General features: G+C 36.5%; 20 protein-coding genes, 2 tRNA genes, 3 rRNA genes and 1 pseudogene. 3 read left to right on the top strand and 23 right to left on the bottom strand.

Translation table 11 applies throughout. The features are described 5' to 3' along the window. Positions 1-9: 9 nt before the first annotated feature. The 5 genes from STRUR_RS08815 to STRUR_RS08835 form a co-directional block, all read right to left on the bottom strand. Positions 10-573, bottom strand: coding sequence for a TIGR01440 family protein (locus STRUR_RS08815; protein WP_006739665.1), 564 nt, complete (start codon positions 571-573; stop codon positions 10-12). A gap of 15 nt (positions 574-588) precedes the next feature. Further along, positions 589-1056 (bottom strand): ECF transporter S component, encoded by a 468-nt coding sequence (locus STRUR_RS08820; RefSeq protein ID WP_006738669.1) that lies wholly within the window; start codon positions 1054-1056, stop codon positions 589-591. After that, positions 1040-1807: a bifunctional hydroxymethylpyrimidine kinase/phosphomethylpyrimidine kinase gene (locus STRUR_RS08825; RefSeq protein WP_006740446.1), complete on the bottom strand. Its 768-nt coding sequence runs from the start codon at positions 1805-1807 to the stop codon at positions 1040-1042. Before STRUR_RS08825 ends, STRUR_RS08820 begins: the two co-directional genes overlap by 17 nt. Next, positions 1797-2549 (bottom strand): tRNA pseudouridine(38-40) synthase TruA, encoded by a 753-nt coding sequence (gene truA / locus STRUR_RS08830; protein WP_006739920.1) that lies wholly within the window; start codon positions 2547-2549, stop codon positions 1797-1799. Before truA ends, STRUR_RS08825 begins: the two co-directional genes overlap by 11 nt. A 107-nt stretch (positions 2550-2656) precedes the next feature. Next, positions 2657-3517, bottom strand: a complete 861-nt coding sequence (locus STRUR_RS08835) for a G5 domain-containing protein (protein WP_006739529.1) — start codon at positions 3515-3517, stop codon at positions 2657-2659. A 175-nt stretch (positions 3518-3692) separates the two neighbouring features. On the opposite strand from STRUR_RS08835, the gene STRUR_RS08840 reads away from it, so the two are divergent. Further along, the gene (locus STRUR_RS08840) at positions 3693-5054 is read left to right on the top strand and encodes an aspartate kinase (protein ID WP_006738983.1); all 1362 of its coding nucleotides are present in this window, start codon (positions 3693-3695) and stop codon (positions 5052-5054) included. A 65-nt stretch (positions 5055-5119) separates the two neighbouring features. On the opposite strand, the gene STRUR_RS08845 is transcribed toward STRUR_RS08840, so the two are convergent. The 8 genes from STRUR_RS08845 to STRUR_RS08880 form a co-directional block, all read right to left on the bottom strand. Continuing rightward, positions 5120-5193 (bottom strand) — tRNA-Asn (locus tag STRUR_RS08845). Between the two features lie 5 nt (positions 5194-5198). Beyond that, positions 5199-5314 (bottom strand): 5S ribosomal RNA (gene rrf / locus STRUR_RS08850). Positions 5315-5392: 78 nt separating this feature from the next. Continuing rightward, positions 5393-8297, bottom strand: a 23S ribosomal RNA gene (locus STRUR_RS08855). A 153-nt stretch (positions 8298-8450) separates the two neighbouring features. Next, positions 8451-8523: transfer RNA gene (locus STRUR_RS08860), tRNA-Ala, on the bottom strand. A 51-nt stretch (positions 8524-8574) separates the two neighbouring features. After that, positions 8575-10123, bottom strand: a 16S ribosomal RNA gene (locus tag STRUR_RS08865). The 16S, 23S and 5S rRNA genes sit together here with 2 tRNA genes alongside, the layout of an rRNA operon. A gap of 300 nt (positions 10124-10423) precedes the next feature. Further along, the gene (locus tag STRUR_RS08870) at positions 10424-11560 is read right to left on the bottom strand and encodes an aminotransferase (RefSeq protein WP_006738866.1); all 1137 of its coding nucleotides are present in this window, start codon (positions 11558-11560) and stop codon (positions 10424-10426) included. Positions 11561-11664: 104 nt separating this feature from the next. After that, positions 11665-12936 carry a 2-hydroxycarboxylate transporter family protein gene (locus tag STRUR_RS08875; protein WP_006738852.1) on the bottom strand — a complete coding sequence of 424 codons (1272 nt, stop codon included), beginning with the start codon at positions 12934-12936 and terminating at the stop codon, positions 11665-11667. Between the two features lie 20 nt (positions 12937-12956). Further along, positions 12957-14579, bottom strand: a complete 1623-nt coding sequence (locus STRUR_RS08880) for a malolactic enzyme (RefSeq protein ID WP_006740747.1) — start codon at positions 14577-14579, stop codon at positions 12957-12959. Between the two features lie 144 nt (positions 14580-14723). On the opposite strand from STRUR_RS08880, the gene STRUR_RS08885 reads away from it, so the two are divergent. After that, the gene (locus STRUR_RS08885) at positions 14724-15611 is read left to right on the top strand and encodes a LysR family transcriptional regulator (protein ID WP_006739017.1); all 888 of its coding nucleotides are present in this window, start codon (positions 14724-14726) and stop codon (positions 15609-15611) included. Positions 15612-15638: 27 nt separating this feature from the next. On the opposite strand, the gene STRUR_RS08890 is transcribed toward STRUR_RS08885, so the two are convergent. The 10 genes and pseudogenes from STRUR_RS08890 to STRUR_RS08930 all read right to left on the bottom strand — a co-directional run bounded on the left by STRUR_RS08890 (position 15639) and on the right by STRUR_RS08930 (position 23051). Then, complete coding sequence (locus STRUR_RS08890; RefSeq protein WP_006738647.1) at positions 15639-16265, bottom strand: hypothetical protein; 627 nt, start codon at positions 16263-16265, stop codon at positions 15639-15641. A gap of 1 nt (position 16266) precedes the next feature. Continuing rightward, complete coding sequence (locus tag STRUR_RS11935; protein WP_126430498.1) at positions 16267-16629, bottom strand: P-loop NTPase family protein; 363 nt, start codon at positions 16627-16629, stop codon at positions 16267-16269. A gap of 206 nt (positions 16630-16835) precedes the next feature. Next, a complete protein-coding gene (locus STRUR_RS11940) occupies positions 16836-17063 on the bottom strand; it encodes an ATP-binding cassette domain-containing protein (RefSeq protein ID WP_006740745.1) in 228 nt (75 codons plus the stop codon). Continuing rightward, entirely contained in the window at positions 17047-17412 is a 366-nt protein-coding gene (locus tag STRUR_RS08905) for a GntR family transcriptional regulator (RefSeq protein ID WP_006740316.1), read from the bottom strand. Before STRUR_RS08905 ends, STRUR_RS11940 begins: the two co-directional genes overlap by 17 nt. Before the next feature lie 145 nt (positions 17413-17557). Next, the gene (locus tag STRUR_RS08910) at positions 17558-18409 is read right to left on the bottom strand and encodes an alpha/beta hydrolase (protein WP_006740744.1); all 852 of its coding nucleotides are present in this window, start codon (positions 18407-18409) and stop codon (positions 17558-17560) included. Then, on the bottom strand, positions 18387-19607 hold the full coding sequence (locus tag STRUR_RS08915) for a PTS sugar transporter subunit IIC (RefSeq protein ID WP_006739693.1): 1221 nt from the start codon (positions 19605-19607) through the stop codon (positions 18387-18389). The genes STRUR_RS08910 and STRUR_RS08915 overlap by 23 nt, the downstream gene beginning before the upstream one ends. Positions 19608-19907: 300 nt before the next feature. Beyond that, positions 19908-20048 carry a hypothetical protein gene (locus STRUR_RS11770; protein ID WP_006739009.1) on the bottom strand — a complete coding sequence of 47 codons (141 nt, stop codon included), beginning with the start codon at positions 20046-20048 and terminating at the stop codon, positions 19908-19910. An 82-nt stretch (positions 20049-20130) separates the two neighbouring features. Next, positions 20131-21425: pseudogene (locus STRUR_RS08920) on the bottom strand (APC family permease). Between the two features lie 29 nt (positions 21426-21454). Further along, positions 21455-22186 carry a gamma-glutamyl-gamma-aminobutyrate hydrolase family protein gene (locus STRUR_RS08925; RefSeq protein WP_006739259.1) on the bottom strand — a complete coding sequence of 244 codons (732 nt, stop codon included), beginning with the start codon at positions 22184-22186 and terminating at the stop codon, positions 21455-21457. 142 nt (positions 22187-22328) lie between these two features. Then, positions 22329-23051, bottom strand: a complete 723-nt coding sequence (locus STRUR_RS08930; protein ID WP_006739352.1) for a MurR/RpiR family transcriptional regulator — start codon at positions 23049-23051, stop codon at positions 22329-22331. Between the two features lie 198 nt (positions 23052-23249). On the opposite strand from STRUR_RS08930, the gene STRUR_RS08935 reads away from it, so the two are divergent. Then, a complete protein-coding gene (locus tag STRUR_RS08935; RefSeq protein WP_006739808.1) occupies positions 23250-25103 on the top strand; it encodes a glucose PTS transporter subunit IIA in 1854 nt (617 codons plus the stop codon). Positions 25104-25116 lie beyond the last annotated feature (13 nt).

The raw sequence follows: 25116 nt of genomic DNA on the forward strand, positions 1-25116 counted from the left end.
GACTGTCTTTTAAAATTTTCGGATTGGATCTGTATTATACGCTGCTCTTGCACCACCTATTAATTTAGGACGGCTGGCTAAAGCTGTAACATGTGCTCCACCCAATTCTCTCATTTTTGGTATCAAAGGAACCTGTACACGTTTTACATGCATTCCAATACTGGTATCTCCAATATCTAATCCAGCTTTAGCTACAATTTCTTCGACTTCAATTGGATCTTCCATCCATTTAAAAGCCGCAACTTGTCCACTACCACCTGCATGTAAACTAGGAATAACATTGACTTCTTCTAGATGAAATTTAGTAGCTGCTTCTCTTTCAACAACTAGAGCTCTATTAACATGTTCACAACCTTGAACAGCTAAAAAGATACCTTTTTCTTTTAATTGCTGAAAAATTGTTCTAACAATGATATCACCAATTTCTTGACTGGAATTTTTCCCAATTTTTCCACCAATAACTTCACTAGAAGATAATCCTAGAACAAATAGTTCCCCAGATTGAATGGCTGAACGCTCGATAATATCATCTAAAATTAGTTTTACATCACTAATAAGTTTTTCTTGATCCATGATTTTCTCCTTTTATCACTTATTACCTCTATATTTTTGATAGGCTTTAAATAAGCTATAACCAACTAACATACCAAAGAAATTTTGGAATGTATTTCCAAGTAGCCCAGCAATTGCTGCTCCAAAACCATACATAAACCCACTGGTTATAAAGTAAATAAGAATCATAACTAAGGAAGCTAAAGCAAGACCAAAGGGACGTTTCTTCCCTTTTAGTCCCGCAAAATAACCTTGTCCCCCATGAGCAAACAAACTAAAGATCATCCAGTTGGGATATCCAGATAAGAGGTCAATAAGAAATGCTGAAACCCCACCAACTACCATTCCTTGATTTGGTCCTAATAAAAAGGCAGTAAAATAAATACCAGCATCAAGTAGTGTTAAAAAGCCTGTTGGTGTCGGTATACTGACAAATTTTCCTAAAACAATTGATAGTGCAATTAATATCGCCAATTGTGTTAATTGATTATTTTTTGAATGCATATTGACTCACCCCAAAATGATTTCCATACTTAATAGTTTTATAAACCAGTCCTTTGGCAATTTTAACAGATTCTAATAAAGAATACCCTTTGATTAATAATGCTGTAATTGCTGAAGAAAATGTGCAACCTGCTCCGTGACTTTTTTTATTTAGTCTATCATTTTCCAAGAATTCAACGTTTTCGCCATCAAAATATAAATCAATGGCTTTTTTAGAAGAAATCGTCTGATCGCCTTTTATCACAACGCATTTGATACCTAAATCAAAAAGATATCTGGCAGCATCTATCATATCCGTTTTATTTCTAATAGTTATCCCAGATAGAATCTCAGCTTCTTTTAGATTTGGTGTTAAAACTGTAATATTAGAAAATAATGATTTGAGTAATTCTTTTTGATTTTGAATCTCTTGATAATTATTTTCCTTAAAAACCAAAACGGGATCCAAGACAATATTTTGACAATTTTGATTTTCCAAAAAGGATTTAGTTTGATTGATAATTTCAGCACTCGGTAATAAACCTATTTTAATCCCATTGAAACTAATCTTATCAAAGCTATTTAATTGTGATAAAAAACGATTTGCAGAAAAAATATCAATTTTTAACTGGTCATTATCGAAGGTTGTTAAACAGGTTTGAGCAACCATACCATAAATTCCTAATTGACTAAAAGTTGTGAGATCAGCTTGTAATCCACCACCACTAAAAATATCACTACCTGCTATTGTTAATGCTAATTCAGTCTTCATATATTATTTCCTTAAGATATAATCCATTTCCTGCAGCAGTTGGTCCAGCATCTTGACGATTTTTTGATTCTAATACTTTAGCAATTTGACCTACAGGCATTCGTTCATTCCCAATTTTTAATAAAGTTCCCACCATATTCCTAACTTGTTTGTACAAAAATCCATTAGCAGTAAAAGTAAAAATTAAAAATTGCCGTTTCTCATCAAAAATCACATCAGCTTTAGAAATGGTTCTCACCTTATTTTCAATGCTACTTCCTGAAGCAGTAAATCCTGTAAAATCATGTTGGCCAACCAAATCCTTTATCGCCAACTTGATTAAAGCAATATTCAAAGGATAAGGATAGGAAGTTGCATAATGTCGCATCATCGGATTTTTAGATCTACCGATATCTACTAAAAACTCATAGGTTTTAAAATGTTTTTGATACCTTGCGTGAAAATCTTCTGATACTATCTCAACAGTAACTACCGCAATATCTTCTGGAGTCTGACTATCCAATGCAAATCTAAGTTTTTCAATATCGCGATTGTCATCTAGATCAAAATGAATAACTTGTCCATAAGCATGGACACCCGCATCTGTCCTTCCTGCACCGTGTACAGAAACTTTTTTACCACTATTTATTTGTTTTAGTGTTTTTTCAAGTTCTTCTTGAACAGTTCTTGTTCCTTTAGGTTGTCTTTGAAAACCATTAAACAATGTCCCGTCATAAGAAATAATTGCTTTGTATCTTACCATGGATACATTCTAACACGATAATACATTTTCATCTATATAAAAATGTATTATCTGTACCCATACAGTTTTACAATAAATAAAAAAAAAGATATAGCAAATATCTTTTTTTATTTATTCATTTTTTTAGTGGTATATGATATTAAGGATACAGCACCAAGTGTAACTAGGAGTAAACCTGACAAAATAGCCTTATTTTCAGTCTCATCTCCAGTACCAGGTAAATCTTTTAGTTTCTTTTTTGATTTTTTAGATTTCTTTTTAGACTTGGCTGTTTTATTTTGATTTTTAGCCTCTTTTTTAGAATTTTTCTTAGTTTTAGTTTCATTTGATTTGCTACTATCAGAAGAAGATTGTGAGTCATTATTTTCAACTATAGTTTTTGAATTATTCTTCTTAGTAGTTGAACTAGTTTTACTGTCTTCAGTTTTAGAAGAACTTGAAGTATTTGTATTGTCTTGTGAATCACTAGCTTGAGCTACTTTTGTACCAACACGAATAATTTCTGTTGTGGGTTCCTTAGTTTCAAAAGATTGAGTCCAAGTTACAAAGTTATCTGTACTAGTCCTAATCTGATAACGTACACCATTTTGGCCAGGAACTTGAACCTTCTCTACACCGTCTTCAATATTAGCATCTGTTATATAGGTAGTTTGATATGGAATAGGTGTTTCCTCTGTTTTAACCATATAACCATCAGAATATGTCTCAACTTTCACTTGATTCCCCGTTTCAGAGTCTGTTTCATATGATGTTGAGGTTAGCGTTCTTTCCTTATTAGTTGGATCCTCAGAGACATTAGAATTATCTGTTTGATCACTTGATTTATCTTCAGCGACAACAGTCTCAGTCTGATCATTTAATGTAAGAGGATTAGTTTGTGATGAATCTATTTGATCACTTTGTAAAATTCGAGATACAGAAATAGAAAAAACAAAACTTATTAATAAAATATAGCATTTTTTTAACATTTTAAATCTCCAGTCGAACTACATTATAACATCAAAAAAAAATATTTACCAATACTAACCTTTCTTTCAGAATGCTGACAAAACTATTAATCAATCTAAAATCCATTCTCAAAAGACTAGTAATTTTTTGAAATTTTGCTATAATTTAATTTAATATTTTAAAGGGGTGTTTCATATGAAAGTTATAAAATTTGGTGGAAGCTCATTAGCCTCCGCTGAACAAATTAATAAAGTTTTAGATATTATCAAACAAGATAACTCAAGAAGAATTGTAATAGTTTCCGCACCAGGTAAGCGCCATGATAATGACACTAAAGTTACAGACGCCCTAATTGAATATTATAACAGTTACATCACTGATCAATCATTAATTGAACATCAAAATTGGCTTATAAAGCGCTACGAAGATATTATTTCAGAACTCAAATTAAGTCAAAGTTTACTAAATGATATTTCTGAAAGTATTCGAGGTCTCTCTGAATTACCAAAAGAAAATAATCCCTATCTATTTGATCATTTTCTAGCAAGCGGGGAAAACAATAATGCAAAATTAATTGCCTCTTTTTTACAAAAAAATGGTTTAAAAGCAAAATACCTTCATCCAAAAGATGCAGGAATTATAGTAAAAGGTTCCTCTTGCAATGCACAACTTCTATCGTCAAGTTATTCTAAGATTAACAAAATAAAAAATGAAACAACCATACAAGTAATACCAGGTTTTTTTGGTGTTACAGAAGATGATAATATTTGTACATTCTCCCGTGGAGGATCAGATATTACTGGATCTATTGTAGCCGCAGGTATACATGCAGATTTATATGAAAATTTCACAGATGTAGATGGTATTTTTGTAGCACACCCAGGAATTGTAAAAAAACCACAATCTATAGAAGAACTATCCTACAAAGAAATGAGAGAACTGGCTTATGCAGGGTTTTCAGTTCTTCATGATGAAGCCCTTATTCCAGCTTACAGAGGTAAAATCCCAATAGTCATTAAAAATACAAATAATCCCAAGCATCCAGGAACTAAAATTATTCTTGAACATCAAAATAAAAACCTTCCAGTAGTTGGAATTGCATCTGATGACAAATTTATAAGTATCAATCTTTCAAAATATCTAATGAATAGAGAAGTCGGTTTTGGAAGAAAAGTCCTTCAAATTCTAGAAGATCTTAATATCAGATGGGAACACATGCCAACAGGTATTGATGATATGTCTATCGTTATTAGAGAAAGAGAGTTAACCCCCATAAAAGAAAGAGAAATCATCAATCGTTTAAATAGAGAATTAGAAGTTGATGAAGTAGACATCATTAGAAATCTTTCGATTATCATGATTGTAGGTGAAAACATGAAAAGTCATGTGGGTGTCACTTCAAAAGCTACAAAAGCATTCTCTGACAAAAATATAAATATCGCAATGATATCTCAAGGTGCAAGTGAAGTATCCGTTCTATTTATTATCAATAAAAGTGAAGAAAAAAAAGCAATTCAAGCTTTATATGATACCTTTTTCAACATAAAAAAGCATTAGCCTACTAATGCTTTTTTTGAGACTTTATGGCATAAAAAAAGAGAAGCTAACTTCCCTCATAAAAACTCCGCCAGTAGGACTCGAACCTACGACATCATGATTAACAGTCATGCGCTACTACCAACTGAGCTATGGCGGAATATCGCTAAGCAACTCCCGTATCTAACAGGGGGCAACCCCCAACTACTTCAGGCGTACTAGGGCTTAACTGCTGTGTTCGGCATGGGTACAGGTGTATCTCCTAGGCTATCGTTACTTAACTTAAATGGGTAATCCATTCAAAATTGAATACCTATATCTTATCAAGAAACCGCTACGCTGTCAATCTTGACTTCGGTTTGGATAAGTCCTCGAGCTATTAGTATTAGTCCGCTACACGTGTCACCACGCTTCCACTTCTAACCTATCTACCTGATCATCTCTCAGGGCTCTTACTGATATGAAATCATGGGAAATCTCATCTTGAGGTGGGCTTCGCACTTAGATGCTTTCAGCGCTTATCCCTTCCCTACATAGCTACCCAGCGATGCCTTTGGCAAGACAACTGGTACACCAGCGGTAAGTCCACTCTGGTCCTCTCGTACTAGGAGCAGATCCTCTCAAATTTCCTACGCCCGCGACGGATAGGGACCGAACTGTCTCACGACGTTCTGAACCCAGCTCGCGTGCCGCTTTAATGGGCGAACAGCCCAACCCTTGGGACCGACTACAGCCCCAGGATGCGACGAGCCGACATCGAGGTGCCAAACCTCCCCGTCGATGTGAACTCTTGGGGGAGATAAGCCTGTTATCCCCAGGGTAGCTTTTATCCGTTGAGCGATGGCCCTTCCATACGGAACCACCGGATCACTAAGCCCGACTTTCGTCCCTGCTCGAGTTGTTGCTCTCGCAGTCAAGCTCCCTTATACCTTTACACTCTGCGACTGATTTCCAACCAGTCTGAGGGAACCTTTGGGCGCCTCCGTTACCTTTTAGGAGGCGACCGCCCCAGTCAAACTGCCCGTCAGACACTGTCTCCCTAGACGTTTAGCCTAGTGGGTTAGAGTAGCCATAACACAAGGGTAGTATCCCAACAACGCCTCCAGAGAAACTGGCGTTCCTCTTTCAATGGCTCCTACCTATCCTGTACATGTGGTACAGATACTCAATATCAAACTGCAGTAAAGCTCCATGGGGTCTTTCCGTCCTGTCGCGGGTAACCTGCATCTTCACAGGTACTAAAATTTCACCGAGTCTCTCGTTGAGACAGTGCCCAAATCATTACGCCTTTCGTGCGGGTCGGAACTTACCCGACAAGGAATTTCGCTACCTTAGGACCGTTATAGTTACGGCCGCCGTTTACTGGGGCTTCAATTCATACCTTCGCTTACGCTAAGCACTCCTCTTAACCTTCCAGCACCGGGCAGGCGTCACCCCCTATACATCATCTTACGATTTAGCAGAGAGCTGTGTTTTTGATAAACAGTTGCTTGGGCCTATTCACTGCGGCTGACTTTAAGCCAGCACCCCTTCTCCCGAAGTTACGGGGTCATTTTGCCGAGTTCCTTAACGAGAGTTCTCTCGATCACCTGAGGCTACTCGCCTCGACTACCTGTGTCGGTTTGCGGTACGGGTAGAGTATAATTAACGCTAGAAGCTTTTCTTGGCAGTGTGACATCACTAACTTCGCTACTTAAATTTCGCTCCCCCATCACAGCTCAATGTTAAAAAGATAAGCATTTGACTCATCTTACACCTCACTGCTTAGACATGCTCTTCCATTCGCATGCTTTAGTTAGCCTACTGCGTCCCTCCATCACTATATACTCTAGTACAGGAATATCAACCTGTTGGCCATCGGATACACCTTTCGGTCTCTCCTTAGGTCCCGACTAACCCAGGGCGGACGAGCCTTCCCCTGGAAACCTTAGTCTTACGGTGGACAGGATTCTCACCTGTCTTTCGCTACTCATACCGGCATTCTCACTTCTATGCGTTCCAGCGCTCCTCACGGTACACCTTCTTCACACATAGAACGCTCTCCTACCATGACACCTATGTGTCATCCACAGCTTCGGTAAACTGTTTTAGCCCCGGTACATTTTCGGCGCAGGGTCACTCGACTAGTGAGCTATTACGCACTCTTTGAATGAATAGCTGCTTCTAAGCTAACATCCTAGTTGTCTGTGCAACCCCACATCCTTTTCCACTTAACAGTTATTTTGGGACCTTAGCTGGTGGTCTGGGCTGTTTCCCTTTCGACTACGGATCTTAGCACTCGCAGTCTGACTGCCGATCATATCTCGTTGGCATTCGGAGTTTATCTGAGATTGGTAATCCGGGATGGACCCCTCACCCAAACAGTGCTCTACCTCCAAGAGACTTAACATCGACGCTAGCCCTAAAGCTATTTCGGAGAGAACCAGCTATCTCCAAGTTCGTTTGGAATTTCTCCGCTACCCACAAGTCATCCAAGCACTTTTCAACGTGCCCTGGTTCGGTCCTCCAGTGAGTTTTACCTCACCTTCAACCTGCTCATGGGTAGGTCACATGGTTTCGGGTCTACGTCATGATACTCTTTCGCCCTATTAAGACTCGGTTTCCCTACGGCTCCGTCTCTTCAACTTAACCTCGCATCATAACGTAACTCGCCGGTTCATTCTACAAAAGGCACGCTCTCACCCATTAACGGGCTCGAACTTGTTGTAGGCACACGGTTTCAGGTTCTATTTCACTCCCCTCCCGGGGTGCTTTTCACCTTTCCCTCACGGTACTGGTTCACTATCGGTCACTAGAGAGTATTTAGGGTTGGGAGATGGTCCTCCCAGATTCCGACGAGATTTCGCGTGTCTCGCCGTACTCAGGATACTGCTAAGGTTAATCAATCATTTTAAATACGAGGCTGTTACTCTCTTTGGCTTACCTTCCCAGGTAATTCTTCTATAATCATTAATCCTATATCGCAGTCCTACAACCCCGAGGAGTAAACTCCTCGGTTTGCCCTCCTGCCGTTTCGCTCGCCGCTACTCAGGCAATCGCGTTTGCTTTCTCTTCCTGCAGCTACTTAGATGTTTCAGTTCACTGCGTCTTCCTTCTCATAACCTTAACAGTTATGGATGACAACCATTAGTTGCCGGGTTCCCCCATTCGGACATCTCTGGATCAGCGCTTACTTACAGCTCCCCAAAGCATTTCGTCGTTAGTCACGTCCTTCTTCGGCTTCTAGTGCCAAGGCATCCACCGTGCGCCCTTATTAACTTAACCTTATTAACCTAGTTTCTTTAAACTAGAAAACTCATTAATTCACAGCGTTTTCGGTTTATTTTCTTGTTACTTTTCTACAATCTTTTTCAAGATCGTGGAATTTGATATAGATATTCAATTGTCAATGGACTATCCTAGAGTATCGCTACTCTATGGAGCCTAGCGGGATCGAACCGCTGACCTCCTGCGTGCAAAGCAGGCGCTCTCCCAGCTGAGCTAAGGCCCCACAAGACCTCTCAAAACTAAATAAGACGACCAATCGTTTCCATTTCCTTAGAAAGGAGGTGATCCAGCCGCACCTTCCGATACGGCTACCTTGTTACGACTTCACCCCAATCATCTATCCCACCTTAGGCGGCTGGCTCCTAAAAGGTTACCTCACCGACTTCGGGTGTTACAAACTCTCGTGGTGTGACGGGCGGTGTGTACAAGGCCCGGGAACGTATTCACCGCGGCGTGCTGATCCGCGATTACTAGCGATTCCGACTTCATGTAGGCGAGTTGCAGCCTACAATCCGAACTGAGATTGGCTTTAAGAGATTAGCTTGTCGTCACCGACTTGCGACTCGTTGTACCAACCATTGTAGCACGTGTGTAGCCCAGGTCATAAGGGGCATGATGATTTGACGTCATCCCCACCTTCCTCCGGTTTATTACCGGCAGTCTTGCTAGAGTGCCCAACTGAATGATGGCAACTAACAATAGGGGTTGCGCTCGTTGCGGGACTTAACCCAACATCTCACGACACGAGCTGACGACAACCATGCACCACCTGTCTCCGATGTACCGAAGTAAAACTCTATCTCTAGAGCGGGCATCGGGATGTCAAGACCTGGTAAGGTTCTTCGCGTTGCTTCGAATTAAACCACATGCTCCACCGCTTGTGCGGGCCCCCGTCAATTCCTTTGAGTTTCAACCTTGCGGTCGTACTCCCCAGGCGGAGTGCTTAATGCGTTAGCTGCGGCACTAAGCCCCGGAAAGGGCCTAACACCTAGCACTCATCGTTTACGGCGTGGACTACCAGGGTATCTAATCCTGTTTGCTCCCCACGCTTTCGAGCCTCAGCGTCAGTTACAGACCAGAGAGCCGCTTTCGCCACCGGTGTTCCTCCATATATCTACGCATTTCACCGCTACACATGGAATTCCACTCTCCCCTTCTGCACTCAAGTTCTACAGTTTCCAAAGCGAACAATGGTTGAGCCACTGCCTTTAACTTCAGACTTATAGAACCGCCTGCGCTCGCTTTACGCCCAATAAATCCGGACAACGCTCGGGACCTACGTATTACCGCGGCTGCTGGCACGTAGTTAGCCGTCCCTTTCTGGTTAGTTACCGTCACGAAGTAGACTTTCCACTCCTACTTCCATTCTTCTCTAACAACAGAGCTTTACGATCCGAAAACCTTCTTCACTCACGCGGCGTTGCTCGGTCAGGGTTGCCCCCATTGCCGAAGATTCCCTACTGCTGCCTCCCGTAGGAGTCTGGGCCGTGTCTCAGTCCCAGTGTGGCCGATCACCCTCTCAGGTCGGCTATGTATCGTCGCCTTGGTGAGCCGTTACCTCACCAACTAGCTAATACAACGCAGGTCCATCTCATAGTGAAGCAGTTGCTCCTTTTAAGTTCCTAACATGTGTTAAAAACTCTCATGCGGTATTAGCTATCGTTTCCAATAGTTATCCCCCGCTATGAGGCAGGTTACCTACGCGTTACTCACCCGTTCGCAACTCCTTGGTCTTGTGCAAGCACATGACCTCAGCGTTCTACTTGCATGTATTAGGCACGCCGCCAGCGTTCGTCCTGAGCCAGGATCAAACTCTCATTAAAAGTTTGAGTATTCCTACTCTTTTCTTTCTGTCGCTGACAGATTTATTTCGTCTTTGACGGGTAATATGTCTCCATATCACCCTCACGTTTGGTTCGTCTTATTCAGTTCTCAAAGGTCTTTCGCCTCTTTCGAGACAACTATTTTATTCTATCAAATCATCACAAGCTTGTCAAGAACTTTTTTTACCTTTTCTTACCTGTCACTCGCCCGCTTCAACAGCCTATTTAGTATACTAAATCTACTTTACCATTGTCAAGGGATTTTTTCACTTTCTTTTTATTTTATTAACGGCACTTAATTTATTCACTAAATTCGGAATTTAAGAAATGACTAATTTTTTCTAATCCCTTGATTAGCGTCTGCTTTTTGCAACAGTATCCTAATCGCACTAGGTGATTAAAAGTACTTTCTTTATAGTTGTAAACATCTCCTGGAACTAATAGTACTCCTGTCTCTTCTAGCAATTTCAGGCAAAACGTCTTTGTATCTAGCGGAACATCTATATGTACAAAAGAGGTAGAGACTTTGTTTGGTAAACGCAATGTTATTTTTTCTTCTTTATCTACCCAATTTTTTAAAATTTGATAATTTTCTTCTATTATTTTTTGATTACGATTTAGAATTTTATTTTTATTTTTTAATACATGTACAGCTACTGCGTCATCGATTATTCCAGAAGAAATCATCGTGTAGTCTCTGTATTTTCTAAAGGATTCAATAATTGTTTCTGAAGCTGCTAACCAACCTATTCTTATTCCTGGAACGGAAAATGTTTTTGATAACGAATTTGTAGAAATCCCTTTTTCATAGATATCAACAATAGATACCCACTCAGTATCTTCAAATGGGTAATAGACTTCATCAACCAGGACATATGCATTAACTTCCCTTGCTATTTTTGCGATTTCATTCAACATTTTTTTGTCAATAACTGTTCCTGTTGGATTATTTGCTGAATTTAAAAGAATAAGCTTGGTATCACTTCTAATAAGCTGCGTTAATTGATCTAGTGGAAAATTCCAATTATTTTTCTCCTCAAGCTTAATAAAATCTACTTCTGCACCAAGGGTTTTGGGTAGTTCGTATAACTGCTGATAAGTTGGCATCATTGAAATAACATGATCACCAGCCTCTACAATAGAAAATATTGCTAATAAATTAGCACCTGTTGCACCATTGGTTTGGAGAATATTTTCGGCAGACATCGTTTGATATAAAGTGGAAACTTGATATTTAAAAGCATTTGACCCCTCAATATCACCATAATTCATTTTCTTAGTCTTTAACTCTACAAAAAATTTTTGAAAGTCAGTTCCATCAATAGTAATGATTTCTTCTAAAGATAAGGAAGAGACTGTACTTTGTGACAAATCGTAAGTCGCTTTTGCCTCCCATCGATTAAGCCAATCTTCTACACCAAACTTTGCTATTTTCATAAGTAACTCCGTTGTATTTTTATTCATTATAACAAAATATTCATATATTCACTAATAATTATTCTTTAAAAATAAAAAAGTACTAGAAAATTCTAGTACTATTTTTATGAGAACATATTGATTAATAAGCCACCCAATATGAGGATAATAGCTCCACCCAATCTGTTAGCCATTTGTGCAAATGCAATCATCTCCATGCGATCTGCTGCTGAAAGGACGGCAATATTACCTGTACCTCCCATTGAGTTATTGATCATCCCTGCACCAATAGCTGTTTCTACTGGATACATACCTAATAATTTACCAATAAACCATGAAGCAAGTCCCATAGAAACCACTGAAGTCAAACTAATAAGTACAAATTGCCAAGTCATGGCTTTTGCAAGTGAAGAAAGGTCTATCATAGCAAGCCCAATACCAGCTAAGACTGCATGTGTTAAGTTTGTCATAATAACTTGATTAAACATAACCACACATTCTTCAAGTGGTTTAGGTACAGCATCTAATGCTTTTAAGATAAAGACAATAATAATCATGAAAGCATATGAATGCACTTTAGGAACAAAGGCATTAAGGATAACACCGACAAGGAACAACATGAAGGCAAGCATTAAACCAACACCGATTTTTGTTGCATCAAGAGTTACTTTTGGTTTTTCCAAGTCTTCTTTATTCACTGGAATTAAAACACCATTACCATTGTATTTTGTCTTTGCAAATCCACGCGCAAGTACAATTGCACCAATGATGGCAAAAATGTTACCTAAGGTAGTTGCTGGGGCAAGTTGCGATAAGATGGTCGCTGAACTTGTATGTAAGTTTGCAGCATAGATTTTTGACAAAGGAACAATCCCAGCACCCATACCACCTGCCATTTGTGCGAAGGAAATATACATAACGGAATGTCCGAAACCTTGACCGAGCAATGCTCCAACTGCACCAGTTGCAAAGAATCCAATAACCATTGAGATCAATGCTACTGGAATAAACTTAGCTGAAGCTTTTACCAATAGCTTACGGTTCATCCCTAAGATGGAACCACAAATAAGGGCAGCAATATAAAAGTCTAGAAAACCCCAGTCACTCATGAAACTAGAAGTGGCTGTGATAACTGATTTTGGAACTAAACCAACAGCAGCTAAGATGGCTCCAGCTAGGAGAGTGAAAACGGAACCACCTCCAAGATAAGTATTCCAAACAGGAAGTTTCTCACCGATATAATAGAACAAATGTCCTAACACAACCAACATAAAGGTAATACCCACCATATTTAGAGGTAGTTTGCCCATTGCTATAGTGATCGCAAGAACAATAACTAAACCTATATATAATGGTAAAGATACACCTGCTATTTTGATGTTATTTAACTTTTTCATAATGTTTTATAACACCCCTCTTAGTATTCTGGATACCATTTGAGGTCACGAACAGCTTTGGCCATATCTGTTTCTTTTGCTTGTGACAATCCTTGTTCTTGTGCTTTTTTAGCAACAGCTTCAGCAACTTTGATAGAAACATCAGCAACGTATTGGAATGGAGGAAGCACAGGTGCGCCAGGTTGACCAGGATTAACAATACCTGATAGAGAATGTGCAGCGGCACCAATCATTTCATCAGTTAATAATGATGCTTCAGATGCTAGCATACCTAAACCAAGTCCTGGATAGATAAGTGCATTATTGGCTTGACCAATTTCATAATCAACACCTTTATAAGTAATTGTACCTGAAGGAACACCAGTTGCTACAAAAGCTTTACCATCTGACCATTCAATAACTTGTTGAGCTGTTGCTTCAAGTTTTTTAGTTGGGTTAGAAATTGGGAAAATGACTGGACGTTCAGTATTTTCACACATAGCTTCAACAACTTCTTTTGTAAAGGCACCAGCATCAGTTGAAGTACCAACTAAAATAGTAGGTTTTACTGTTTTGATAACTGTTAGTAGATCAGTCATATCACCAGCATTTTCAAAATCTGAACGTTTTTTAGCAAATGGTTTTTGAGCATCTGTTAAGTCGTCCATATCATCAAATAATAGACCTTGTTGGTCAATCATAAAGAAATGTTTGTAGGCTTCTTCTTCTGAAAGACCTTCTGCAACCATTTCTGCATGGACACGATCAGCAATACCAGCACCAGCTGAACCACCACCATAACATAAGTAAACTTGATCTGTTAATTTTTCACCAGTAATATCTAATGCTCCAAAAATACCACCTAATACAACAATACCTGTTCCTTGGATATCATCATTAAATGTTGGAATTTCTTTTTTGTATTTATTTAAGATATTTGCTGCATTTGAACGACCAAAATCTTCCCAGTGAAGGTAAAGTTTAGGAAAAAGATTTTCAGCTGTTTGAACAAATTGATCAATAAAGTCATAGTATTGGTCACCACGAACACGTTCATGTCTATTACCAAGGTACATGTCATCATCTAACAATTCTTTACGATTTGTTCCAGCATCAATAACAAGTGGCAACACTGATGATGGGTCAATACCTGCAGCGGCTGTGTAAACCATTAATTTACCAACTGAAATATCAACACCTTGAGTTCCCCAGTCACCAATTCCTAGAATACCTTCAGCATCTGTTACAACGATAAGACGAATATCACGATCTCCTGCTGCATTTTTAAGTGTTTCTTCAATATTTTCTGGATGATTGATATCTAGATAAGCAGCGTATTGAGGATCAACAAATAGATGACTGTAGTTTTCAATTGTATCAGCAATGATTGGATCATATACAATTGGATTAAATTCTACAATATGTTGATTAAATAAATAGTAGAATAAAGTACGGTTTGTATTAAAAATTTCCATCAAGAAAAGACGTTTTTCTAAATCTGATGGTTTTTGTAAGTAATGTTGATAAGTTTGAGCAGCTTGCTCTTCAAGTGTTTGAACATAAGGTGGAAGAAGACCAATTAAACCATGTTCTTTACGTTCTTCCATCGTAAAGGCAGTTCCCTTATTCAAAAATGGGTTATTTAAAATATCATGTGCACGCATCATGCAACCTCCTCGAAAGTGATAATAATTTTTACAAATCATATTGTATTCTCTTATAAAACTTATAGTCAACTCCGTGAAGTTTGATAAAAAATATTTATAATAACTTATCAGTTGTGGTAGAATGAAAAAAAGGAGAATTCTATGAATATACGTGACTTAGAGTACTTTAACCAACTTTCAAAACGCCTTTCTTATACGGTTGTTGCACAAGATTTTAATGTTAGTCAACCTACTGTTACTTATGCTATCAAAAGACTTGAAACACTTTATGATTGTCAACTGGTCATTAAAGATCCTTCTCATCGTTCAGTTGTCTTAACTCAGGAAGGCCAATTGTTGAATAGACATATTGAAACCATTCTAGAAGAATTTAAAATTACAAAAAAGGCTATTGAGCATTCTAAAAAGAACAAACTCCATATCGGATTTCCTCCTATCATTCGAGCTCGTATTTTATCTAAGATTTTGGATAATCAAGAGACCATTTCAGCATTGTCACAATTTAACATTGTCTCAGGAGGTTCTTCACGTTTATTGTCACAGTTACTGTCAGGTGAGTTAGATTTTAGCTTACTTGGGAGTATTGAACCATTACACCATCCTAGTTTAACTATTAATCTTCTTTACAAAAGAGAATTTTCTATTTTTGTTTCTAAAGACCATCCGTTAGCTTCAAAAAAAGAAATTTCATTTAGCGAAACATTAGCCTATCCTTTTGTGATTTTAGATGAAAGTTCTGTTCATCTAAAAGCATTTCAGCTGTTAAATCAAAAATATCAAAATAAAGCAAAAGTTATTTTAAATCTTCCGGATGCACAGACTATTGGACAAGTTGTTAAGACAAATATCGGGATCACTCTAATGTCTGATTTTTTACCATTTTCTGATGAACATGATTTAGTAAAAATTCCACTTGTTGAAAGTGATAAATTATATTTTTATGTTCAATATGCCTATCTCACATCCAGTTTACTAAATAGTCAACTACTTTCATTCAAATCAATACTTGATGAAATGGCAAGACAATAAAAAAGCAACTTTACTGTTGCTTTTTTATTATTTTATTTCTGTTTTTTGTATTGTTGTGAAATAAGCAAGAATAAACAAGCTTAAAGTCACAAGACTGACGATAACTTCTTGCCATTTTGCCATTTGGGCTAGATCATTAGCAATCGCTAAAAATTTCCAACCCCAATGATAAATGGCATACCCAAGAAGAGCAAAGATAAGAAGAGCAAGAAAATTCCCAATAAAACCATTAAAAGTCAAATTCATAAATGCTGATTGAAAATAGTCCAAAAGTTGTGGACTATTGGTTTTTACATGTCCAAAGCCATCAAAAAGCAATTTAATAAAACTTAGTATTAAGTAATAGAAAATATTGAATGAAAAATAATGAAACCTTGATATTCCAAGATGTAGAGCAGAATCAAAATCACTAGAGCCATCACTAAAAGGTGAAATGAAAGTGAAGACAGCAACCATAAACCCTAGAAAGACAAAAATAAATTTAGTTATATCATTCCAGTTTAATTGAAAATGACTAGTTTCAAAATGACGTCCTAAGAAAAATCCAATAATAACTAAAATACCAAGAACGGCAAATACTGAAAAACAGACAATCAAACTGACACATAACTGTGACAAAATTTGTTTTTTTCTTAAAATGAGCGTTCTATTCATGTTACACCTCCATTAAGTAATTGAATAATGTTTGTAAATCATAATGATCTAACTTACCACCATTAGCTAAAATCAGTTCTTGATCGTCTTCAGAAATATCATCAAATAAATAGTATTCTTCAAATGAACCTAGTTGCTTTTTACCAATAATATTACGATCTGATACATTAGCTTGTTGCACCTTAATTGATTTTGCTTGAACAACTTCAATCGATTCATTTAGAAAAACTTGTCCTTCTTTAAGCATGATGACATGTGTTAGATAATTTTCTACTTCTTGAATAAGGTGAGTTGATAAAATAAATAGTCTTGGATTTTCAGCATAATCATCCATCATTGCTTGAAAGAACAACTGTCTGTTCACTGAATCTAAACCATTGGTGGGTTCATCTAGTAATGTTATTCTAGCTTGACAGGATAGGCCGATAATATTTTGGACTAGTGTTTTATTACCTGTTGATAATTTTGAAAATTTATCTTTTAATTTAATATTAAATTTGTTTAATAATCTTTTTGCATAGTCAAGATCAAAATGGTCATATAGAGCATTATAAAAATCTAATAGTTTATCTATTTTCCCCTGGAAAAGTGAGTTATAACTATAAATCTGACCACCAACATATAGGATGTTTTCCAGATGAACAGAAGGTGATTTGATATCTTCATTAAGGTACTCTTACCAACACCATTTCTTCCTAATAATCCATATACACCATAATTATCTTCAAAATTTATTGAGATATTCTTTAAAACTTCTTTTTTCCCGTAATTTTTACTTACATCAATCACTTGTAACATCATAAATCTCCTCAATCATCTTTATTAGCTCATCTTTTTGAATATCTAATTGTTGTGCTTCTTTTAAAAAGTCTGGTAATAGATAGTGTGAAAAAGCATGTTGTCTTTTTTTGGTAATTATATTCCTAGCATTTTCAGTAACAAACATTCCCATACCTCTTTTTTTGTAAAGAATTTCTTGATTAACTAGATCATTTAATCCTTTTCCAGCTGTAGCAGGATTAATCTGTAACAATTTAGCAAATTCATTAGTAGAAGGTACTTTATCATCCATCTGATAGCGTCCACTGATAATGTCGTCTTCTATGATTTGTGCAATTTGCAAGTAAATAGGTATAGCATCATTCATTTTGTTCTCCTACCTTAAAGTATATCAGTTAATCAGTTGACTAATTAACCTATGAACTAAGTTTATCATGTCCGTTCTTTTTTTTGCAATAGAAATCTAAAACTTTAAAAAAAAATAAAAAACCCTAATCAAATTGACTAGAGTTTTACCCTTTAGGTTGAAAGGTTCCTTTTTTGATATTTCCTTTTAAAATGTGCTCCGCTATCAGACTGAGGACTTCAGTATTCTGAGGTAAGTCAGAATGCTCTGCTGCATCACCTGTGACTGTTACTTGAGTGTAATGTGCCACTTGGTTTTGATAAATATATTTTCCCAACTCTACACTTGCAATTGGGACAATGTAATCTCCATCATAGGTTTGTGTACCTGCAACGTTGTACATTATTAAGGAACTTGGTAAGCTTTTTTTGTCTGCAATTAAATCCTTTAACATTTCTGTTTGATGAGCCGTATCTGTAACTTCAAAATTATAAGGTGTCCCAATAGTCATCAGTGTTTTAATATTTAGAGCAGATGAACTATAATATTTTTCTAGATAAACTGTCCAGTCAAGACCACCATTTGAATGACCAATAGCATTGAAATTTCGGAAATGATACTTTTCTTGAAGATCATCTAATGCTAATGATAACCATTTGGCTTGTTTTTTTATGGTTGCATAACTATCTGTATTATTTTGAAAGGCAATGACAATGTATGGCTGATTATCACTTGACTGTAGTTGACCACTATACTTAATATGTCCATTTGTTTGAACCGTTAATTTTAATAAACCATGTTTTCGTCCCATCTGATTTAGCGAATTAACTGTCCCATTAAATCTTTCTTGACTAGCACTTGAACCAGGCACCAAAATAGTTGGGACCATTCTAGAATGGTAAATCTTTTGTTTTGTCTTTGTAGTTGTCATCATGTGATTTCTACCAACTAGAGCCATTATAATAAAACCTACCGCTATGATAAGGACAAGACAATTATTGAGCCACTTTTTGAACATCGTCTTCTCCTTTCACGATTTTCTTAACAAATGGGTAATAAATACTCGTAGAAATAATCATAATAACTAAAACAATCAGAAGGTATCGCCAATCTCCATTTGAAGCTAAAAAACCAAATAAAAGATTAGGTGTCCCATTTGGCACATTATAGATAGCTGGAGTTAACCAACCTAAATAGAGTACTGATGCTCCAATCAATTCAGCTATAAGAGTTGATAAAATCATTGGAATGACTAAAATCGGTTGAAAGATTAGTGGAAAACACATTACAAAGGGCAAAGATTGATCAAACAATAAAGGAATAAATGACAGGGCTAATAGTCTTTTCGATAGGGGATTGGGATTTTGTTGTAAATAGATAACCATTGCGCAAGCCAATGCCAAAAGTAAACCGACACCTCCAAATAAAGCAAAAGGTGAATGAACAGTATATAAATTAAAAAGATGAGGTATTTTAGCTGTTGAACTTTTTAATATTGTATTTAAATTATCACTAACAGAAGGTAACGACGAGTCTGGCCAAATCAGGAAACTGGGGTTGGGAAAACCAGTTGAAAAAATAATGATAGCTATAATTGACCACAACAGGACACTATACAAATGCACGGGGCCACTTCCGGCAAGTTTAAAAAATAGACCTTGCCAAGAGAAATTAGGATCTATATTTGGAAATTTATTTGCCCAAGTATTAAATGAAGTTGCAACGTAGGTTAGAACAATAATAGGTATCCATACTAACATTGGAAACTGATATTCCCACTTACGAACAATATGGCTAGCAAAAGCAAATAAAAATGCCAATAATATTAGTAATACCCAAAAAGGCTGAGCAACAAATCGATTATCAATAATTAAGTTAGAGCTTCCTAAAATAAACCATACAGTCAAAAATTGAAATAAACTAGATAAAAAAGGCTTTTCAACCTTTTCTTCAAGCAACTCTTTTAAGAGGTAAGCTGCAAAAAGCCCAATAATCAACCCTAATACTAAATTATTGAAATTAATAAGACGGCTTGACACATAGTTAACATAGGTATTTTGATATAGTTTTAACCCTATTGTTTCTGAAAAAAAGCTATGTGGCGTCAAAAATAAAGTATTCACAATAGTTACAAATGAATAAATTAAAGCCAAAGGAAAAAAGCGCCTCATGCTTTTATAGATGGCTATTTTAACATGATTAATTTTAGATTTCATTAGTAATTCCTCAAGACAGAATTGGTAATTTTATTATAACAATAAACTGTTCTAGAAAGCTTAAATCTCGGATACTCAACAATTTATTATTTTCATTTGGTCAATAGCTGTTTTAAGCTTTCCTTGAAGTTACTTTCCCAAACTGCCATTTCCTTTAATTGAGTTGCAAATTCATAATCTAAATAATTCAAACGACAATCAAGATGATTGTGATCAGTATGTATTTTTATTTTTGACTGATCTAACTCATCACCAATATAAACATAATAGTTCGAATAGTCTATTGGTGTTATTATTTTGCTAAAAAAAGATCATTTCATCTTGCTTTTCAAAATGAGTAGCAAAAACAGGCCCAAAAGCTGAATTCTTCATTATTTCTGCTTCAATCCAAATATGCAAATCCTGGCCAAATGCTTCTTTTTCTATAATTTTCATTTTCATTTTTAATCTTCCTATAAAGTTATCTTACTATAGCACTTCTTCACCAAAAAACATTTTATGACTAACCATAAAGTGTTTCTTTTTAATCCTTTAATCGTGCATCTTTTTGGGCTTTAGCAAGAAAATAAAATGGTACGGCGATAACTAGAGCACCCAGTCCCCAAACAAGTTGTTCCAGTGTAACTTGTGTCAATAACCAAATACTGATAGCTAAAGCCACTAATGGAATGACCGGTCCAAATGGTAGTTTAAAGGCTCCTTCCACATCCTTTTTAGTTCTCATAAAGACTATTGCAGCTAAAATTGTTGGAATGTATTGCGCAAAACGTGAAATCGAAGAAATTAATACCAGTTTTTCAAATGTTCCTGACCAAGCAACAATAAGAACAATTACCATTGAAACTAGAATTGCTGAACTTGGAGCACCGTACTTATTACGCTTAGCCATAAATTTTGGCAACATTTTTGTCTCAGCAAGTGCTACACCTGAACGAGGAGTTAGATAAGTTGAAGCAATGAAGAGGCCTCCTGTTGATAAAAGTGTTCCGGTTGCAATTAGAGATGTTCCAAATCCTCCTAATACTTTTCCAAACGCTTCTTGTAAAGGCACAGCTGATTTAGCAGAGGCATCTGGACCTAAGATACCAATTGTAACTGTTTGAATCAAGATGTAAATCAAGGCAACTACAATAACAAAAAGAAAGACTGATTTTGGCAGATTTTTCTTTGGATTTTTCATATCACTAGCAGCGACAACAAGTCGCTCAAATCCAGTAAAAACGTAAAAAAGTGTCACTGCTGCCACTCCAAAACTACCAAACTGGTAATGACCAGATGGAAACATCGGTGTAAAATTAGAACCCTTTATAAAGAAAATTCCAATAGCAATAAATAAAAAAAGCGGAACTAATTTAGCAACGGTAACAGTATTGATAATTAATTTTGAAATAGGAACACCATAAAGGTTAATGATAGCCATACCGACAATTAAGACGGTCACTACAATTTCTTTACCAATACCTGATCCTAATCCTGGGAAAATAGAACCTAGAGCTGTCGCAAAGGCAACTGAAATTGTGGCTTCGGCAATCATTCTAATTGCCCAAGTAACAAATCCAACTTCAAAACCAACAAACTCACCAAAAGCCTCTCTAGCATATAAATAAGGTCCACCATCTTTGTCGAAATAGTTTGCAGCTTGAGCAAAGCAAAGAGCTGTACAAATAACCAAAAGGGCATCAAATGCTAGAACAAAAAAAAAGAACTTACCCCTATTAATTTAACGCCTGAACTCGGTAATAGAAAAATACCTGATCTGACAATACCCGTTATTCCAAGAAGGATAATACTAAAAATCCCCATTTTAGATTGTTTCATAGATTTCTCCTATACTTTTCTTTCACACATTAACACTTTGAAACAAATTGTTTGAAAACTTCAAATTGTTTTTCATCGGCACGCCACATATTTTCTGGATGCCACTGAACAGCACTTACTAAACCATCACTTGTCTCAATAGCTTCAACCACACCATCTGCTGCGACAGCTGTTGCTTCAAAACCATCAGCAACTTTTCTAACGCCTTGGTGATGTCTTGAATTGACATAAGATTTTTCTCCAAGAACACTATAAAAGACACTTTTGGAGTCAACCGTTACATAATGTGTTGGAAAGCCGCCAGGAGCTAATTGAGAGTGTTTCATATAACTATCAGGATTTTGTTTGGCTAAGTCTTGATATAAGTCACCCCCAAAAGCAACGTTTATCACTTGTAAGCCTCGACAAATACCAAAAATAGGTTTTTTAGCTTTTTTGGCAGCTTTTACAAGTGGTATTTCAAAAGCATCTCTTTGATAAGCTGTCCGTCCTAGTTCACGAATAGGATCTTCTCCAAACCAAGTTGGATCAACATCTGGGCCACCAGGAATAATAAGACCATCAAAAGATGAAACAAGTGCTTCTGCCATTTCTTGGCCTAATTTTTCATCATCTGGAAAGGGAAGAATAATTGGGATACCACCAGCTTTTATAACGGCTTCTTTTAAATCTCTAGGTGCAAAATCGGCGTAGACCTGATTAATAATAGCTGATGGCTCTACAATGCTATCAGCAGTAATCACAATAATTGGTTTAGACATTACTATTCCTCCTTTAGTATTAGAATTATAAAAAATATTCAGAATATTACAATACTGTTTTGGGATTTTCTGAAATTTTCTCTTGTTTTAGATTGTATTTCACACTATTTACAAGAAAAAAGAACCTGTTTGAACAAGTTCTTTAATCTAATTTGGAATGTAATCGATTCAATAAAAGTTCAACAAACATAATTGAAATGGATTGGATATCAACAATTGATTCTTTTGATAAAGAGATCCCTGGCAAAACAATCAATTTTTGGTAGTACTTTTTAACTTGTGCGTTTGGATTAAGCGTTATGAGAAATGATTCTTTAGGCATATTGTGTGACAGGGCACTTAATGCGTACCGGTAATTCTCAATTAATCCTGAAATAGAAAAATCGATTAAAATATCATTTTCATCAATAATATTTGTCAAATGAGATATCGCATTTAAATCTCCGGCATAGGACGAACACATTCCTAAATCTTGTAAACCAATATGTAATAGTCTTGCAGGTAATGACGAATGAAAGATTCCAACAATATGAATTTTTGAACCAGATCTAATGACAGAGATCAGATGATCAAGCTGTTGACGGTCTAATTTTTTGAGTTGATTAATGCTTGTTGCATACTGATCAATCATATGATCTGTAATATCCTCAGAATTTTTTTGTTGTTGATGATGTAAATAATGAGTGACATCAAAACGAAAGTCTTTATAACCTTTATATCCTAATGTTTGACAAAACCTTAATACCGCTGATGTTGACGTATGACAAACATTTGCCAATTTACTAATGGTGAATATCTCGACATCATCTAAATGTGTTTGTAAATATTGGTAAACTTTGAACTCTGCTTTTGAAAAAATGACCAAGTTGTCTTTCCATTTTTTGAAAAATATCCATATTGACCTCTCTTAGTATCATTATTTTATACTATTTTTCTTTATAAATCAAAATGAAGAAATCCTTTAATTAAATATTGACACCGCTTACAAAAAGAAGTGCAATGATTTTGTAAAAATTATCATATTTTTTTGACAAAAATATCAATACATGATAGGAGATGCCCTATGGATTACCAAAAGTTCGCAAAGGATATCATCGACAATGTTGGTGGTGTCAGCAATATTAATCAATTGTCACACTGTATGACAAGGTTGCGTTTTAATCTAAAAGATGCCTCAAAAGCTAATAAGGAGGCGCTGGAAAATTTAGAAAATGTCATTGGTGTTGTTTATGCTGGTGGACAGTATATAGTTATTTTAGGTCCACATCTTATCCAAACCTATGAAACTATAATGAAAAATTACCCCATTCAATCTGGTGGGTCAATCAATGAAAATTTAGATGGCGATTTGCAAGAAAAAGAAAAGCTCACCTGGAAAAATGCGTTTTCCAAATTAATCAGCTTTGTGTCTGCCTCCGTAACACCTATGGTTCCTGGCCTTATTGCAGGTGGTATGCTGAAAGTCGCACTTATTTTGATTACAACCTTTATCTCTAAAGATTGGGCAACATCTTCATCATATCTACTGCTATCTGCAATTGGTGATGCGCCTTTCTTCTTTATGCCAGTGTTTGTTGCTTATGGTGCCGCTACTAAGCTAGGAGCAACCTCTATCTATGCAATGGCAGCGTCTGCTGCACTTTTACATGCAAATTACACTACTTTAGTAGCAGCTGGTAAAGGTTTTGAACTTTTTGGGCTTCCTGTTAATCCACTATCTTATGGAACATCTCTCTTACCAGCTCTTCTTATTTCAGTTGTTGCTTATTATACTGAAAAATGGTTAAACAAAATTATTCCAAATCTCTTTAAAGCTATTTTTGTTGGTATGGGAACTATTTTTATCGCTGGTTCATTAGGTTATCTTATACTTGGACCTTTAGGTAATTATATTGGTCAAGGCGTTGCTTCAATCTTTATGTTCTTGAATGATACAATCGGTCCTTTTGCAGTTGGCTTACTAGCTGCCGCTCTTCCTTGGATGGTTATGACTGGTATGCATCAGGCTATCACACCATTTATGCCACAATTACTGGTTAATCCTGGTTATGATGCTCTTTTACGACCAGCATTCCTAATGCATAACATGGCCGAAGGTGGTGCCGTTTTAGGGGTTAGCTTTAGAATTAAAGATAAAGTTAAACGCAGTGAATTCTTATCAATTGCTGTCGGTGCTATTGTCGCAGGTGTTTCTGAACCAGCAATTTATGGTGTTAACTTGAAATACAAACGTCCAATGTGGGCTGTTATGATTGGTGGTTTTGCTGGTGGTTTCGTGGCTAGTTTATTAGGTGCTAAAGCTTATGTCATGGGCTATTCAAATCCTCTTGCTTTACCAATTTTTGGAAAAACATCGCTAGCCGCTGCTGTCGGAATTTTAGTTACTATTATTGTCGCAACAGTTGCTGGATATATTTTTGGTATTGGAAATGATCCCAAAGAAGCATCAATTACAAATCCTGTTCAAAAAGATTTTCCAGATGATGCAATTGTAGCCGTTTCTGACGGAGAATTATTACCTTTAGAGACTGTAAACGATGATGCTTTTGCAAAAAAATTAATGGGTGATGGTATTGCCATCAAGTTAAAGAGTGACTTTATTGTTTCACCAATTAATGGGGAGTTGATGACTGTCTTTCCTACTGGTCATGCTTTTGGTATTACTGGTCATGATGGTCTTGAAGTTTTAGTTCACATTGGGATTTACACTGTAGAACTTGAGGGAAAAGGTTTCAATGTCTTAGCTAACACTGGTGACAAAGTCAGAGCTGGTCAACCAATTGTTACAATTGATCGACAAGAAATTGAAAAAGCAGGCTATGATACAACAACTATGCTCGTTATTACAAATGCCAATAATCAAGAAATTCACTTACAAGAAAAAGGAGAAGTAAAAGCTTCTCATGTCTTAAATTAGGAGGTTATTATGT

Source organism: Streptococcus urinalis 2285-97, assembly GCF_000188055.2.
Lineage (GTDB): Bacteria > Bacillota > Bacilli > Lactobacillales > Streptococcaceae > Streptococcus > Streptococcus urinalis.

Coding starts and splice junctions, on each gene's coding strand:
- STRUR_RS08815 (WP_006739665.1), bottom strand. CDS start 573: ATGGATCAAGAAAAACTTATTAGTGATGTAAAACTAATTTTAGATGAT.
- STRUR_RS08820 (WP_006738669.1), bottom strand. CDS start 1,056: ATGCATTCAAAAAATAATCAATTAACACAATTGGCGATATTAATTGCA.
- STRUR_RS08825 (WP_006740446.1), bottom strand. CDS start 1,807: ATGAAGACTGAATTAGCATTAACAATAGCAGGTAGTGATATTTTTAGT.
- truA (WP_006739920.1), bottom strand. CDS start 2,549: ATGGTAAGATACAAAGCAATTATTTCTTATGACGGGACATTGTTTAAT.
- STRUR_RS08835 (WP_006739529.1), bottom strand. CDS start 3,517: ATGTTAAAAAAATGCTATATTTTATTAATAAGTTTTGTTTTTTCTATT.
- STRUR_RS08840 (WP_006738983.1), top strand. CDS start 3,693: ATGAAAGTTATAAAATTTGGTGGAAGCTCATTAGCCTCCGCTGAACAA.
- STRUR_RS08870 (WP_006738866.1), bottom strand. CDS start 11,560: ATGAAAATAGCAAAGTTTGGTGTAGAAGATTGGCTTAATCGATGGGAG.
- STRUR_RS08875 (WP_006738852.1), bottom strand. CDS start 12,936: ATGAAAAAGTTAAATAACATCAAAATAGCAGGTGTATCTTTACCATTA.
- STRUR_RS08880 (WP_006740747.1), bottom strand. CDS start 14,579: ATGCGTGCACATGATATTTTAAATAACCCATTTTTGAATAAGGGAACT.
- STRUR_RS08885 (WP_006739017.1), top strand. CDS start 14,724: ATGAATATACGTGACTTAGAGTACTTTAACCAACTTTCAAAACGCCTT.
- STRUR_RS08890 (WP_006738647.1), bottom strand. CDS start 16,265: ATGAATAGAACGCTCATTTTAAGAAAAAAACAAATTTTGTCACAGTTA.
- STRUR_RS11940 (WP_006740745.1), bottom strand. CDS start 17,063: ATGTTACAAGTGATTGATGTAAGTAAAAATTACGGGAAAAAAGAAGTT.
- STRUR_RS08905 (WP_006740316.1), bottom strand. CDS start 17,412: ATGAATGATGCTATACCTATTTACTTGCAAATTGCACAAATCATAGAA.
- STRUR_RS08910 (WP_006740744.1), bottom strand. CDS start 18,409: ATGTTCAAAAAGTGGCTCAATAATTGTCTTGTCCTTATCATAGCGGTA.
- STRUR_RS08915 (WP_006739693.1), bottom strand. CDS start 19,607: ATGAAATCTAAAATTAATCATGTTAAAATAGCCATCTATAAAAGCATG.
- STRUR_RS11770 (WP_006739009.1), bottom strand. CDS start 20,048: ATGAAAATGAAAATTATAGAAAAAGAAGCATTTGGCCAGGATTTGCAT.
- STRUR_RS08925 (WP_006739259.1), bottom strand. CDS start 22,186: ATGTCTAAACCAATTATTGTGATTACTGCTGATAGCATTGTAGAGCCA.
- STRUR_RS08935 (WP_006739808.1), top strand. CDS start 23,250: ATGGATTACCAAAAGTTCGCAAAGGATATCATCGACAATGTTGGTGGT.